The sequence below is a fragment of the Fertoeibacter niger genome (assembly GCF_009380135.2).
Lineage (GTDB): Bacteria > Pseudomonadota > Alphaproteobacteria > Rhodobacterales > Rhodobacteraceae > Fertoeibacter > Fertoeibacter niger.
In genome coordinates, this window is the sequence record NZ_WHUT02000006.1 from 132,686 (window position 1) to 146,482 (window position 13,797).

General features: G+C 58.5%; 13 protein-coding genes. 11 read left to right on the plus strand and 2 right to left on the minus strand.

All coding sequences use genetic code 11. The annotated features are described in order from the left end of the window. The first annotated feature begins 184 nt into the window (after positions 1 to 184). The 10 genes from GEU84_RS11550 (at position 185) to pcaF (ending at position 8,179) form a co-directional block, all read left to right on the plus strand. Positions 185 to 1,012 (plus strand): SDR family NAD(P)-dependent oxidoreductase, encoded by an 828-nt coding sequence (locus GEU84_RS11550; protein ID WP_152825530.1) that lies wholly within the window; start codon positions 185 to 187, stop codon positions 1,010 to 1,012. Between the two features lie 13 nt (positions 1,013 to 1,025). Continuing rightward, positions 1,026 to 2,219 (plus strand): ABC transporter substrate-binding protein, encoded by a 1,194-nt coding sequence (locus GEU84_RS11555; protein WP_152825532.1) that lies wholly within the window; start codon positions 1,026 to 1,028, stop codon positions 2,217 to 2,219. A gap of 13 nt (positions 2,220 to 2,232) precedes the next feature. After that, positions 2,233 to 3,036 carry an ABC transporter ATP-binding protein gene (locus GEU84_RS11560; RefSeq protein ID WP_217438560.1) on the plus strand — a complete coding sequence of 268 codons (804 nt, stop codon included), beginning with the start codon at positions 2,233 to 2,235 and terminating at the stop codon, positions 3,034 to 3,036. Then, on the plus strand, positions 3,033 to 3,758 hold the full coding sequence (locus tag GEU84_RS11565) for an ABC transporter ATP-binding protein (protein ID WP_152825534.1): 726 nt from the start codon (positions 3,033 to 3,035) through the stop codon (positions 3,756 to 3,758). Before GEU84_RS11560 ends, GEU84_RS11565 begins: the two co-directional genes overlap by 4 nt. 27 nt (positions 3,759 to 3,785) lie before the next feature. Then, positions 3,786 to 4,658, plus strand: coding sequence for a branched-chain amino acid ABC transporter permease (locus GEU84_RS11570; RefSeq protein ID WP_152825536.1), 873 nt, complete (start codon positions 3,786 to 3,788; stop codon positions 4,656 to 4,658). A 5-nt stretch (positions 4,659 to 4,663) separates the two neighbouring features. Continuing rightward, complete coding sequence (locus GEU84_RS11575; RefSeq protein WP_152825538.1) at positions 4,664 to 5,599, plus strand: branched-chain amino acid ABC transporter permease; 936 nt, start codon at positions 4,664 to 4,666, stop codon at positions 5,597 to 5,599. A gap of 45 nt (positions 5,600 to 5,644) precedes the next feature. After that, a complete protein-coding gene (locus tag GEU84_RS11580; RefSeq protein WP_152825540.1) occupies positions 5,645 to 6,427 on the plus strand; it encodes an SDR family NAD(P)-dependent oxidoreductase in 783 nt (260 codons plus the stop codon). 105 nt (positions 6,428 to 6,532) lie between these two features. Then, positions 6,533 to 6,745, plus strand: a complete 213-nt coding sequence (locus GEU84_RS11585; RefSeq protein ID WP_152825542.1) for a hypothetical protein — start codon at positions 6,533 to 6,535, stop codon at positions 6,743 to 6,745. After that, positions 6,745 to 6,984, plus strand: coding sequence for a hypothetical protein (locus GEU84_RS11590; RefSeq protein ID WP_152825544.1), 240 nt, complete (start codon positions 6,745 to 6,747; stop codon positions 6,982 to 6,984). The genes GEU84_RS11585 and GEU84_RS11590 overlap by 1 nt, the downstream gene beginning before the upstream one ends. Beyond that, complete coding sequence (gene pcaF / locus GEU84_RS11595; protein WP_152825546.1) at positions 6,977 to 8,179, plus strand: 3-oxoadipyl-CoA thiolase; 1,203 nt, start codon at positions 6,977 to 6,979, stop codon at positions 8,177 to 8,179. Before GEU84_RS11590 ends, pcaF begins: the two co-directional genes overlap by 8 nt. 490 nt (positions 8,180 to 8,669) lie before the next feature. Here the strand turns inward: pcaF and GEU84_RS11600 are convergent, their stop codons facing one another. Together GEU84_RS11600 and GEU84_RS11605 are read right to left on the minus strand one after the other, a co-directional pair. Beyond that, positions 8,670 to 11,612 (minus strand): tetratricopeptide repeat protein, encoded by a 2,943-nt coding sequence (locus GEU84_RS11600; protein ID WP_174539818.1) that lies wholly within the window; start codon positions 11,610 to 11,612, stop codon positions 8,670 to 8,672. 1,129 nt (positions 11,613 to 12,741) lie between these two features. Beyond that, positions 12,742 to 13,434 carry a S24 family peptidase gene (locus GEU84_RS11605; protein ID WP_152825549.1) on the minus strand — a complete coding sequence of 231 codons (693 nt, stop codon included), beginning with the start codon at positions 13,432 to 13,434 and terminating at the stop codon, positions 12,742 to 12,744. 88 nt (positions 13,435 to 13,522) lie between these two features. On the opposite strand from GEU84_RS11605, the gene GEU84_RS11610 reads away from it, so the two are divergent. After that, positions 13,523 to 13,771: a hypothetical protein gene (locus GEU84_RS11610; RefSeq protein ID WP_152825551.1), complete on the plus strand. Its 249-nt coding sequence runs from the start codon at positions 13,523 to 13,525 to the stop codon at positions 13,769 to 13,771. The last annotated feature ends 26 nt before the right edge of the window (positions 13,772 to 13,797 follow it).

Below are 13,797 nucleotides of genomic sequence, written 5' to 3' on the forward strand. Positions count from 1 at the left end.
CGAAATCCGCAATCAGAGCATAGAAGGCGCCATAGCGAAGTCCGGGCTCTCCGATTGGCGGGCCTCGAAGGAATGCTGTCTGTCGGCATTGCGGTCCTCCCAGGTATAGCGCCCATGCCTCATAAGAATTGGAGTAACTGATCCGCTTGCGCCATTTTTGAATTTAGGGAGAGAGGGAAGTGGAATGCCGGCAAAAGTCAGTCAAAATTTGCCACGAACCGTCATCGTGGCAGGTGGCGCTCACGGAATTGGCGCGGCCTGCGCCGAACTGATCAGCCAAGATGGAAGTCATGTCGTCATTTGCGACAAGGACTTTCAGGCGGCCGAAGCGCTTGCAAAACGAATTGGCGGAAGCGCCCACTTTGCAGATCTTGCCGATACCGCCAGTATAGACTTGTTCCTTGACATTGTTCGCAAGGGTCATGCCCCTATCGACAGCCTCATAATCTGTGCTGGAATTCTTGGTGGAGAAACTGATCCGATTGAGGTCTGGGGGTCTGGTTGGATTCAGAATTGGAACACCTACTTCGAGGTCAATGTTCGCGGAACTTTTCAGCTTGCTCGGGGGATCGGGTGCGATATGGCCCGTCGCGGGCGGGGTAGTATCGTGGCCATGGCATCTGTGACGGGGGCGAGGTCAACACCACTTCACGCATATGGAACCTCAAAGGCCGCCGTTATTCAGATTGCAAGAAATCTCGCTGCAGAGTGGGGGCCATCAAACGTTCGGGTAAACTCCATTTCTCCGGGCTATGTAATGACTGATGGTTTGAAGCATCTGATCGAAACTGGTCAGAGGGATCCCGCTAGAATTGCCGCCAGCGCAGTCATGAGACGAGTGATCCAGCCAGAGGAAATTGCTCAAGTCGCAAGATTTCTCATCGGAGACGAATCCTCGGGAATCACCGGTGTCGACATTCCTGTGGACGCAGGCTGGCTACTTGCAGGCTCATGGATGCAATACGGCGGCTTTTCCGAAGACAGAAGGTGCCTAGTCGATCGAAACGAATAAAGGGAGGAAGAAAATGAAATACTTGATCAGCACGGTTTTCGCCGTCGCCTTCGCGACGACTGCTGCAGCCGAAACCATCAAGATCGGTGTTCTGACAGATATGTCGGGCCCGTTGAGCGATTACTCCGGCCCAGGATCGGCACTGGCGGCCCGGATGGCGGTGGAAGATTTCGCCAAGGAGAACTCCGAGATCACGGTAGAAATCGTGACTGCCGACACGCAGAACAAGGCCGATGTCGCAGGGTCGATCGGTCGCCGCTGGTTTGACCAGGAGGAGGTCGACGTGATTGTCGATGTGCCTGGGTCCGCAATTGTCCTGGCACTTTCACAGATTGCACTTGAAAAGAACAAGGTAATTCTGTCGACGTCGTCCTCTTCCTCACGGATTACGGGGTCTGAATGCAGCCCCAATACCCTCAACTGGACCTACAGTACATGGGCGCTGGCGAATGGAACCGGCCGCGCCGTGGTCGAGCAGGGCGGAGACAGCTGGTTCTTCCTGACTCAGGATCAAGAGTACGGCCGTGACGTCCAGGCTGCAACGACGCGCGTGATCGAAGCCAGTGGCGGAACGGTACTCGGCTCGGTAAACCACCCGCTCGGCGTGGCAGACTTTTCTTCCTACCTTTTGCAAGCGCAAGCTTCGGGTGCGAAGGTGATTGGTCTGGCGAGTGCCGCTGCAGATACAATCAATGCGATCAAGCAGGCAAACGAATTCGGTATCGTGGTTTCGGGCCAAAAACTTGCGACACTGGTCCTTTTCATTACCGATGTACATGCCCTTGGCCTGAATGCTGCACAGGGGCTGCAATCAACGACTGCATTCTACTGGGATATGAACGACGATACGCGCGCATTTGCCGAGCGATTCGCGGATGCGCACAACGGGGCCAAACCCAGCCAGGTTCAGGCGGCGGTCTACTCCTCTGTTCTGGCGTATCTGCGCTCTGCGGGACAGTTGGGCAGTGCGGAAGATGGCAAAGCGGTGCTCGCAGGAATTCGCGAAATCGGTTGGTTCGAGGATCCGCTTTTTGGAAATTCCCGGCTACGGGCCGATGGCACTGTCGAGCATGCGATGTATCTCGCGGAGGTCAAATCTCCGGAGCGGTCACAGGGCCCATGGGATTATTACGAGATCCTCCAGACCATCCCCGCAGAGGAGGCGTTTCAGCCTGAATCTGAAACAAACTGCCCCTTGAACAACTGACCGGCCGGTACCCATGACCATCCTCACGCATCAAAGTCAGGAGCCCCTCAGGGGGGGGCTCCAATTGGGCGAGGATTGCGAGCTTGAAGTTCGCAATCTCTCCTGCCAGTTCGGCAGCTTCAAGGCTGTCGACGATGTCAGCCTAAGGGTTCGGCGAGGCTCGATCCACGCGCTGATTGGGCCGAACGGGGCTGGAAAAACCACCTGTTTCAACCTCATCACCAGGTATCTGACGCCGACGAGTGGAAACATCATCTTCCGGGGCGAGGATATTACAAGCAAGAGCCCATCGCAAATTGCGGATCGTGGTCTTGTTCGCTCGTTCCAGATTTGCTCGGTCTTCCAGAGCATGACCGTTCTGGAAAATGTCTGCCTCGCGCTTCAGCGAAAGACAGGAGATCAGTATGCGTTCTGGCGGTCCAAGAAGTCGCTGAAGAATCTGCATGAAACCGCCGTGTCATATATAGAGCCGGTTGGCCTTCTGCCTTGGCTGCACAAACCCGCTTCGGACTTGTCCTATGGGCGAAAGCGCGCCTTGGAGTTTTCGGTGACCATGGCTCTAGAGCCCAAAATGATGCTTCTAGATGAGCCATTCGCGGGAATGGGACATGAAGATATTGGTGGAGTTGCCGCGCTGATCCAGGCCGAGGCCAAGGACCGTACGATTTTGATTGTGGAACACAATCTTTCGGTCGTTCAGAGCCTGTGTGACCGCGTCACGGTTCTTGTCCGTGGAAAGGTGGCTGCCGAGGGCGACTACAAGAGCGTCTCGCAGAACGATCAGGTTGTTCGGGCCTATCTGGGAGTTGATCCATGACTGCAGACACCTACAGTTTGGTCAAGCCAGCGCTTGAGTTGCGCAATCTGTCGGCTTGGTATGGGGAAAGCCGTGCGCTCTATGATGTTTCGCTCGACGTAAAGCCGGGCGGTGTCGTCTCGCTTTTGGGACGCAACGGCGCCGGAAAGACGACAATCGTCAAATCGATTATGGGCCTGATGAACCGCCGGGAGGGCAGTGTTCGATTTGAAAACAGGGAGACCATCGGGCTCTCCCCAAGAAAGATTGCCCTCCTTGGAATTGGGCTTGTGCCGGAGGAGCGCGGAATATTTGGCACTCTGACCGTGCAAGAGAACCTGATGTTGCCGCCGGTCGTGCGAGATGGCGGGATGACACTGGAGCGCATTTTTGATCTTTTTCCGAATGTTCGCGCAAGATTGACCGCGGCAGGAAATGCACTTTCCGGCGGTGAACAACAGATGCTGGCAATTGCCCGAATACTTCGCACTGGAGCTAGAGCGATACTTCTGGACGAGCCCACTGAAGGGCTGGCGCCGGTAATTGTACAGCAAATTCGCAAGACGATCGAGAGCATGAAGGAGATGGGCTTCACCATACTTCTTGTGGAACAAAATTTCGACTTCGCGGCGCGGGTCTCCGATGCTTTTGTGGTCATCGAGAACGGTCGTGTGGTGGACAGGCTTGAGGGGCCACTCGGCAGCGCTGAGATCGAAAGCGTCAGGCGGTTTCTGAGTGTATGACAATCTAAATAAACCGGGAGGGTGGCTTTGTCATTTCAACTTTTGGCGGGACAGCTTGTACTTGGTCTGATCAATGGATCCTTTTATGCGCTGCTGAGTCTGGGCTTGGCAATCATATTCGGAATCCTGAACATCGCGAACTTTGCGCATGGCGCGCAATACATGTTCGGGGCCATGCTTGCCTGGGGCCTGCTGGAATACGCAGGCATCGGTTACTGGTATGCGTTGCCACTGGTCTTCCTTGGGGCGGGGCTTCTTGGCCTTCTGACTGAGGCCATATTCATCCGAAGAATGTATCACGTTGACCCACTCTATGGGATTCTCTTGACCTTCGGCATCACACTGATGATGCAGGGAGTATTCCGAAATTACTACGGTGTGTCCGGGTTGCCCTACAGCGTGCCGGCCTCCCTGTCCGGGTCGTGGAACCTTGGGGTGATGTACCTGCCGATCTACCGTGTCTGGGTCATTGTGGCGGCAGTCGTTATCTGTTTCCTGACTTGGTACACCATAGAGAAAACCCGGATCGGGGCCAATCTTCGTGCTGCAACGGAGAATCCAACTCTGGCAGAGGCTTTCGGCTTGAACGTCCCGCTTCTGAAGGCAGCGGCTTATGCTGGTGGAGTTGGCCTTGCCGGCCTGGCAGGAGCTTTTGCCGCACCGGTTTATTCAGTCAACCCGATGATGGGGTCCGAGATCGTGATTGTTGCCTTTGCGGTGGTGGTGATTGGCGGAATGGGTTCGATCAAAGGTGCGATCATTGCCGGATTTTCGATGGGTGCGCTGGAGGGTCTTGCAAAGGTGTTCTGGCCGGAATTCTCGGCAATGGTCATCTATATCGTCATGGTCGCGGTTATCCTTTACCGGCCCGGGGTTGATATTTTTGGACGAAAGGTTTGAAAGACATGACATATCCGGCGGGTCGAATCCATGCGGTGCTGTTTGTAATTCTTTGTGGACTGGTGCTGCTCTTGCCCTTTGTGGTATACAAGATCCTTCTCATGAAGATCATGTGTTTCGCCATTTTTGCGATGGCGTTCAACCTCTTGTTGGGTTTCGGGGGGTTGATGTCTTTTGGCCATGCGGCATTTTTCGGCTTAGGTTCCTACATGGCGGCGCATGGCGCGAAGGAGCTTGGGTTTTCGGCGATTGAGTCGGTTGTTTTTGCGATGGTGTTGTCCGGGCTTCTTGGTTTGATTTTCGGATGGATCGCATTGAAGCGTCAGGGCATATACTTTGCTATGATTTCTCTGGCGCTGGCACAGCTCGTCTTTTATGCGATTTGGCGGGCAGATTTTGCGGGGGGCGAGAACGGGATTCAAGCAGTGCCAAGAGGAATGTTTCTGGGCATGGTCGATCTGTCCAATGACTGGAACATCTATGTGCTTTTCACGCTGATCTTTCTTGGCTGCACGCTTTTGGTCTACCGTATCGTCCATTCCCCGTTTGGTCAGATAGTCAAGGGTATCCGTGACAACGAGGCGCGGGCGATCTCGATCGGCTATGACACCGCGCGTTTCAAGCTGATCCTGTTCGTTCTTTCGGCGACGCTTTCGGGGCTGGGTGGCGGTCTCAAGGCCATTGTCCTGCAGTTTGCGACGCTGACGGATGTTCATTGGGTGACCTCGGGTGAAGTGGTTCTGATGGTGCTGGTCGGCGGGATTGGCACCCTGGCCGGGCCGATCGTCGGCGCAGCGATCATGGTGGTTGTGCATGACTACCTCGCCTGGCTTGGGCCATGGGTCATGGTCGTCCAGGGGTCTATCTTCATCCTTACCGTTCTGCTGTTCCGTCAGGGGATCATTGGGACAATCGGACGCAAGCTGGGGATAAGCCTGTGATGCAGGTCTTCGGTGCGGCGTCTGCTATTCGAAACGAGGCGAAATATGCAGGTTGATCTGGCGGGACGTTCCGCGGTCGTGACTGGGGCGGGGGGCGGCATAGGGCGCAGCGTCGCACTTAGGCTAGCCGCTTCTGGTGCGAAAGTAGCGGTGGTGGATATCAATGAAGCTGCGGCGACCGACGTCGCCGCAGAGATTGCATCCCGCGGCGGCACGGTGATGGCGTATGGTTTGGACGTGGGCGACCGTGCCGCTTACCAGGCTGCAGGACAGGCAATCGCAACCCGGTTCTCGGGGGTCGACATCCTGGTGTCCTGTGCGATCTGGATCAACTATCGGCCTTTTGGCCAGCTGGATGACGAGACGCTGGATCGCATTCTTCGAGTGGGGATCAGTGGCAGCCTTTGGGGTATCCAGATGGTGCAGGCCCATTGCAACCGGATGCGGGGAGCGTCGGTGATCAACCTCAGCTCGCCCTCGGTCCGCTTCGGAATTCCGGGTGCCACGGGATATACAGCAGCCAAGGCGGCCATTGATGCGGTCACCCGGCAACTGGCGGTGGAACTGGGGCCAGAAGGTATTCGTGTGAATGCGATTTCGCCGGGGACGACGCTAACCCCCGGGACAAGTGTGGTGCTGGATGCTGATGGCTTTCAGCGCCGTGTTGACCGAACACCTCTGGGTAGGCTGTGCAAGGGTGAGGATGTTGCCGACGCTGCAGCCTTTCTGGCGTCGGATGCAAGCAGGTTCATCACCGGCCAGACAATCTGTGTAGACGGTGGGCTTTCAATCTCCGGGCCTTCGGGGCTGGCCCCGGCCAAGCCATGACGATGCGCGGACAGAAAGGTTCCACCGGTCCGCCTACATGCCTTTTCACCGCTGATCCCGTTTCACTCCGCACCGAGCGATGCCCACGAAATTGCAGAGCCTGACATGGACCGCCTTTCCATCATGCAGACCGCCTTGCGCGCCGCGCAGGATATCCCTGACCTGGGCATCGGGTGTTCCGAGATGGTGGCAAGACCGGCGTTGGCCCTGTCGCCGGTCCTTTACAGGGAAGATGGCCTGCGCGTCTGTGGCGACCCACCGTTTGCAGGACGGAAGGGCTGCGGACTTTCCAATGCGAGAGAAAGGGCACAGTTGTGATGACGACCGACCACATTGCCGGGAAGGGCAAGGCCAGGCAGCCAGATCGCGGAAATCTGCTTCTGACGGGGTTGACCAGCGCCACGCGGCTAGACAGTTCGCTTTGTGTCGTTGACGTGCCGCGGGAGCGGTTCGTCCCGAGCGAGAAACCAACGGCGATGCCGTTCGAAGCCTTGCGGCCCCGGGCAAAGCTGCATGCGGATAGCGCCCTGGTCGATCTGGAGTTTGGCAATGTCTGATGTCTTTATCTGCGACTACATCCGGACCCCCATCGGCCGGTTTGGTGGTTCGCTCTCTTCCATACGCGCCGACGACCTGGGTGCTGTGCCATTGCAGGCCCTTGTTGCGCGCAACGCGGGGGTGGACTGGACAGCGGTGGACGATGTGATCTTCGGCTGCGCCAATCAGGCGGGCGAAGACAATCGCGACGTCGCGCGCATGTCGCTCTTGCTTGCGGGGCTGCCAGAGTCGGTAGGCGGCACCACGATTAACCGGCTATGCGGCTCGGGCATGGACGCGGTGTTGACGGCGGCGCGGGCGATCCGCGCGGGCGAGGCAAGCTTGATGATCGCGGGCGGGGTCGAGAGCATGTCGCGCGCACCCTTTGTCATGCCCAAATCGGACAAGGCGTTCTCCCGGCGGGCAGAACTTCATGACACGACTATCGGCTGGCGTTTCATCAACCCGCTGATGCAGGCAGTCTACGGCATCGACTCGATGCCCGAGACCGGCGAAAACGTGGCCGAAGACTTCGCGATCAGTCGCGCTGATCAGGATGCCTTTGCCCTGCGCTCGCAGGTCAAGGCAGCAGCGGCGCGGGACAGCGGAAGGCTGGCGCTGGAGATAGCGCCCGTCGCGATCCCGCAGCGAAGGGGGGCTGCGGAGGTGGTGGATTGTGATGAACATCCCCGCGACTCGACGATTGAGGCGTTGGCCGCGCTGCCGGCGCCGTTCCGCAAGGGCGGCACGGTGACTGCCGGCAATTCCAGCGGCGTGAGTGACGGCGCGGCCGCACTGATCCTCGCCTCGGCCGGGGGTGCGGCGAAGCATGGGCTGACGCCGATTGCCCGCGTGCTTGGCGGTGCGGTTGCAGGCGTTGCCCCCAGGATCATGGGCATCGGCCCTGCACCAGCCTCGGAGCGGCTCATGGCGCGGCTGGGTCTTGGCATTTCCGATTTCGACGTCATAGAACTGAACGAGGCTTTCGCGTCGCAGGGCCTGGCCACGCTGCGACGGCTAGGTGTAGGTGACGACGATCCGCGGGTGAACCCGAACGGTGGGGCCATAGCCCTCGGTCACCCGCTGGGCATGTCGGGCGCACGGATTACGGGGACGGCGGCGCTGGAATTGCACCTGAACAGGGGTAGGCGGTCCCTCTCCACCATGTGCGTCGGCGTGGGGCAGGGGATCGCGCTCGCGCTGGAAAGAGTCTAAAGCAACCGGACGTTGCCGGAAGAGCCCGGATACCGGCGCGAAAACATATAGTTAGACGGGGTTTACGCCGACTTGCACGACGCACAGGGGAACTTGCATAAGCCGCATTATCGGATATCTCCGCCCCGATCCGGGCAGGGGCGGCGTTGCGGAGACCGCCCGGAGAGGCAGCGTTTAAACCACTGATAAACGGCGGATAATTGGCCGTGCAAGACACAGATGCAGCGCGCAAGGCACGGAAATGAGGGCGCGGAACATGCAACATCTGCCGCAAGTTCCACTGGGCAGTTGCATGTTAGGGAAAGTCTTTTGAAAACAACAGAGTGGCGTCTAACTGCTGTATGGCATGTCCGTGTCAACATGCAACTGATTTTGGCGAAAGCGGCCCGCAGCTTTCGTTCGCCGGTCGTCGGTGCCGGTCGCTAAACCGCACGAGAGGCACCTCGAGGCGGTGCGTCCGATCAACTTACTGGGGCAGACTCCGCCGGAATTAGTCGGCGGCATTTGCCTGGACACGATCTCGTAGTTCTCGCGAGAGTCGAACCGACAAGTACGGTTCGATCACCAAAAGGAGCTTGGCGAAACGTGAACAAGGCGGACGAGTCGTGGCCAAGGCCGCCTCGACCAACGGGCGGGCCAGTTGCGGATTCTTGAGGCGGAAGCTTTGGCGGTTGAGGGCCTCGCGCCACGAACGTTCGAGCCAATCGGCTGCGTGCGAGACCACCTCTCCGGCGATCGGGTTATTGTCGTTCTCGACCAGGCGCAGGGTGATAAGGAAAAGCTGGTCGATGGCCGGTACCGAGCTATTCTCAACAGACTGGGCGACGGAAAGCGCAACAGAGAGAAAGTCCTCAATTGGCCGCGCCTTTGACAAGTCGCGAATGTTTCCGACCTGTTCGGGGGAGAAAACGGGCCGCGAGGCGGAAGCGATTGTCTGCAGCAGGATCGACGCTTCTGCTGCATTGCCTCGAAGGGACATTCGAATGAAGACTGCTAGGGGGTAGACGGTATAGTTGTGCCGAACAGCAGCGAACGCGACTTCTGACAAAATCGGCACCCGACCTCGCGAGAAATTGAAGTCGTCACCAATGGGCCGGGCACCATCTAGTGTACTTAAGGCCGCCTCGACATCAATCACCCGAGCAAGAGCTTCACCGATAAGCTGCCCGTTCTCATTGCGGATGGCGGCGCGAAGTTGAGTGACGGGCCTGCTCAGCTCGAGCTCGAAGAGCGCGCGAGCATCCCAGTTTGGTTTGTCGATCGCGCGTCCAATTCCGTGATCCACTCCCAAGAGTGCCTCGAGGTCAGCCAACATGTACCACAGCACCTCCACTGGTCCGCTCTTCGTCGTAAGCAGATCTTGGTGCTTTGCTGAGTTGCTGTTGGCACCCGCGACCATCGATAGCCGGAGCTCGCCGGTCCCACCCTTAGTCCCAAAAAGCTCCATCCGTGCCCATACCACAGTATGGCCAAAGAGCTTCCGGAGTGCGACGTCGTCGAACTCGTTGTTGGTGCGTCGAGTATCGATGAGGGGCAGGGCCTCTGCGAGCAGCGCCAGCACTGCAGGCCCTCGGCCTGCAAAAACATGCTGAACCGCAGCGTCCGCGAGAAGGCCGGCAGCCATGTTGGCCATAGACGGTAGAGCGACAGCCCCCGCGTTGCGCGCAGCACGCTCGAACAGACGCGCTGCCTCTTCATTCTGGCCGAGGTTCGCGAGTCCAACCGCAAGTTCGCGCTGGAAGTGCGCCAGTTCGATCGCTCCGAATTCGACAGCCTCCTCAAGCCGCATGCCGATCGCCAACTGTTCGGGATAGCGGTGGGCGTGAAAATGGATGCGCGAGAGGGCGCGCAGGAGTCGGACATTGCCGGGATGCCGCGCCAAGGCTCCCTCGACGACGGCCAATGCGGCGGCGCCTTTACCTAGATCCTCGTCAAGGATTATGGCCGCAGTCTCGACCGCCCCTAACATAAAGCCGACCTCTTCCTGGCGGTCTAGCAGTTCAGCGAGGCGCAAATATTCCTGTGCGAGCGACTCGGTGCCCCTCTCCCCCTTCTTGAAGAGCGTCATCCAGGGCCCGCGCACCGCGAGTTCGTCGTTAATGAACTCTGCTGGGAGGGTAGCCAACAGGGTCATCCGTTCTGCTTCGGTACGTCGTTTCAGCGCCTCGAAGGTGCGGATCAGGGCCGCAACAGATTTGGCTTGACCGAGTTGGAGCTGGAAGAAGAAGGCTGCTGCGCGGTTACCAATTGGCGCGTCGGCTGAGGCCGCAGGTAGATCGTCCAAAGCTATCGGTGAGACTGCCATCAAATCACCGAAAACAAGACAAGCGTCGGGCAGATCGGTGAGAACCTCAATCGCTCCTTCGAGTCCAAGCAGTTTCCACAATACGTACAAATGAAGAGAGTCAGCGCCTTTAACTTCGGAGTCACTGAAGGTCTCATGCGGGATGGCGGAAAGCTCTTCGTGGAAAAGGCCCCACGCAGTCCTGAGTTTTTCCGTTTGTCCGCTCGCCGCTAGTAGGAGTAACTGGGCGCTTCTAACGATGGCATGGAGCGGGGTGGGGTTGGGAAACTGACCAGTGAGCGAAGTGTAGTGGCAAAAAACCGTTGACGACTCGGCCAACATCTGAAGATCGGCGTGCGGTGCGCTCAGCACGGCGAAAGCAGCCAAGGTCAACGACCGTTCTTCACGTCCGAGCAGCGCATAAGTGAAGATAGGATCGAGTTTATCCGCTCGCAGAGACTTCCGAGCAGTGTGATCTCGGGCCGCCGCAGCATGGAGGGCTGTGATTTCCTCTTTTGGCAGCATGGCTTCCGCTGACCCGCGGATAAGCGGTGACGCGCGGAACTCGTCATTTCCGACGCGTTCGATCCAAGGGCCTAGCAGCCGATCAAATGCTTCGCCTGGTCGAGCAACTGGCGGTGACGGTCGCGCGAGCGCCAATACGGTTTGCCGATCAAACACACCGATAAGGAGCGAAAGCCGATACAGCAGGTCTCGCGCGCCCTCTGGGATTTCTCCCATGATCCTGCGCCGCGTATCGTCCAGGACTTCTCGCGTCGCTGCGTCGTGGCCCAAAAGGGCCGCGAGGCTCCTGAACTCCGATTCCGGCCATCCCCGCTCGGCGAGTCCAAGCGCCAAGGCATGTGCAAGTTGGGGGTGACCACCCGAGCTTGCAATATGGATGTATCGGCCCCAATCGTTCGGATTACCGCCAAGGAGAGCGACCAGTTGCTCGATCTCTGCTTCTGACAACGCACCCAACTCGATACAGGCGTTGGTCGCCAAACCGCAGCTTCGCAACATCGTTAAATTGGGGCGGGACGAGCCTGTTAAAAGGATCTTTGCCCCTTTCCGCGTAAGCAGTTGAATAGTCTCTGCGAGAGCGCCCGCAACAGCCGCGTCGTGGATGTGCTCGACGTCGTCGAGCACCGCCCCGGCAATACCTTGAACCGTGGCCTCTGCGCCGGCCCGCCTGAGCTGTGTAATGGTGTCGGAGGGCCCGAGTCCCCTCAGACGCAAGGTGCCCCAAGGTCCTCCCACCAACTTGGCGGCGCGCATTGCCAGAGTGGACTTCCCGTGCCCAGTAGCGCCCACCAACCAAGCGCCTCCACCTTGGGCGAGGCTTTCTATGACCGCGGTGAGTGGGGCCTGCCGATCGGGGAGCTCTGGAAACGTCGGGACGGCCGCGAGACTAAGCGCAGATGGTCGAGCGACAGGCATCCCATCGTAGGACGTTCCGAAAGTGCTTGCAAAGGCCGTCAACGCCCCCCGCGGCAGGCTGACATGCGTTAATCCCTCGAACAACTCAAGGAAGTCAGCTCGGTTCAATCGGCGGTCCTCGGGTGTGGCGCTAGCTGAGCGCTCGAAAACTTGCGTTAATATCGCGCCTACGGTTCCCGAGCTCGCACTCGGGGAAACCCCGAAAGTGTAACCGTGTTCGATGAGGAGTTGATCTAGTCGCCGCCGTTGCTCTTCTTGGCCAAGTGCCTCTGTGACCCAGTCGATACGTCGCAGTAGGTCCTCGCGCACTCTTTCGTCACACGCCTCGCGCAAGAAGTCGTGGGCAAGGGAGCCAAGAGGCATAGCCAAGAGGCGGTCGCGAAGGGGCTGGAGAGGAACCGCAGGCCCAGCGGCTTCTCGCCAGTAGGTCAAGCCAGCCACCCCGCGAACGCGATGGTTTTCGTTACGTTCCATCCCAATCGCGGAGGTCGTTAGGTACCGGATCGTCACAATCCGGTCGGGATTGCGGGCCTGTAGATCGAACAGGCTGTTGATCGTCTCTAGTACGCTGGGAGAGTTAGTGGTGACCGACTCCGAGGTGTGTTTGACCTGCACGCCGTGCAGCGCATCCTGCGCGGCAACTGCGAAGTCCTCAGCAACCTCAAGATGGAGGTCCTCGTCAGGCCAGAGCGAGACCCAAGCAATCGCGGCTGTGGTCACTTGGTAGAGGAACCCCGCCATGGCTGGGACGGCCGTTCGGCGTGGGTCCCCGTGAACATGCTCATTCAATCGTCCAACCTCACACGTAGTCGGCACACACTTTGTGCAGATAGCCGCCTCAATCCCTGGTCGTATGGCCCCACCACATCACTCGTCCGATGATGTTGAGGCTTTCGATTTTGCTGCCGGTCAGAACTTCGGGGCTAAAGGCCGGGTTGTCTGACATCAACATGACCAACCCCGGCTCGGGGCGCTCGATGCGCTTGATGCGGGCTTGGCCGTCCTGGAGCAGCGCGTAGATGGGTGGGGGCCGCCGACTATGTTCTGACCTTGCCCGCACTGGCGCCTCTGTTTTGGAGCGGTCGATTAAGACGAGGTCACCATCATGGATGCAGGGGTTCATGCTGTCCCCCTGGGCGCGGGCGAGCACAGAGTTGGAAGCCGACACACCGATCCGGGTCAGCCAGTCTCGGCGGAAGGCCAAATGGCTGATCACGGCTTCGGCTGCGTTGTTTGCGCCAGAACCCGCGGCAAGAGTAGCATCGTACAAAGGGATGTTGGCGAACTCTGCCCCGTCCAGGTCCATCGTAGAAACGGTGCCTGTCTCACGAGGCGGGCCGAAGTAGCACTCTAAGCCCAGAACATCCGCAAGTCGCTCAAGAGCTTGGAAAGAGTAGCGTTTATCGTCAGAGCGCGCTGATCTCATGTTTTTGATGAGGGCATAGTTGCCCACAGCAAGCTTTGACGCGGCAGCGTCTGACAAGCTCTTTTTAGCCAAGGCTTCGTCGATGATCGATAGAATCGGGTCCATCGAGTTTTTTTAGCCTAAATGGGCTAAATCGACAAGACATAGCCAAATAGGGCTTTACCAGTAAGGCTCATTTTGGCTAATTTGGGGCATGGACCAGCGACACGCCCTCATCACACTCGCAGAAACGCTCGCCTCTCATGAAGGGGTGACACACTTCGCGATTTCCTACCGCGCCCTCGGCAAGGGCGATTTCTTCAAGAAAATGAAGGATCACGGGGCTGATTGCCGCACTACGACGGCGGCAAAGCTTATGCGTTTCTTCGATCAGGCGTGGCCTGCCGACCTTGAGTGGCCCCCTGACATCCCCCGCCCCCCGAAAACCAACCAGGCCGCATGACGCGGGCCGGGACGACATTTCACCAG

Coding starts and splice junctions, on each gene's coding strand:
- GEU84_RS11560 (WP_217438560.1), top strand. CDS start 2,233: ATGACCATCCTCACGCATCAAAGTCAGGAGCCCCTCAGGGGGGGGCTC.
- GEU84_RS11565 (WP_152825534.1), top strand. CDS start 3,033: ATGACTGCAGACACCTACAGTTTGGTCAAGCCAGCGCTTGAGTTGCGC.
- GEU84_RS11585 (WP_152825542.1), top strand. CDS start 6,533: ATGGACCGCCTTTCCATCATGCAGACCGCCTTGCGCGCCGCGCAGGAT.
- GEU84_RS11605 (WP_152825549.1), bottom strand. CDS start 13,434: ATGGACCCGATTCTATCGATCATCGACGAAGCCTTGGCTAAAAAGAGC.
- GEU84_RS11610 (WP_152825551.1), top strand. CDS start 13,523: ATGGACCAGCGACACGCCCTCATCACACTCGCAGAAACGCTCGCCTCT.
- GEU84_RS11550 (WP_152825530.1), top strand. CDS start 185: ATGCCGGCAAAAGTCAGTCAAAATTTGCCACGAACCGTCATCGTGGCA.
- GEU84_RS11590 (WP_152825544.1), top strand. CDS start 6,745: ATGACGACCGACCACATTGCCGGGAAGGGCAAGGCCAGGCAGCCAGAT.
- GEU84_RS11580 (WP_152825540.1), top strand. CDS start 5,645: ATGCAGGTTGATCTGGCGGGACGTTCCGCGGTCGTGACTGGGGCGGGG.
- GEU84_RS11555 (WP_152825532.1), top strand. CDS start 1,026: ATGAAATACTTGATCAGCACGGTTTTCGCCGTCGCCTTCGCGACGACT.
- GEU84_RS11575 (WP_152825538.1), top strand. CDS start 4,664: ATGACATATCCGGCGGGTCGAATCCATGCGGTGCTGTTTGTAATTCTT.
- pcaF (WP_152825546.1), top strand. CDS start 6,977: ATGTCTGATGTCTTTATCTGCGACTACATCCGGACCCCCATCGGCCGG.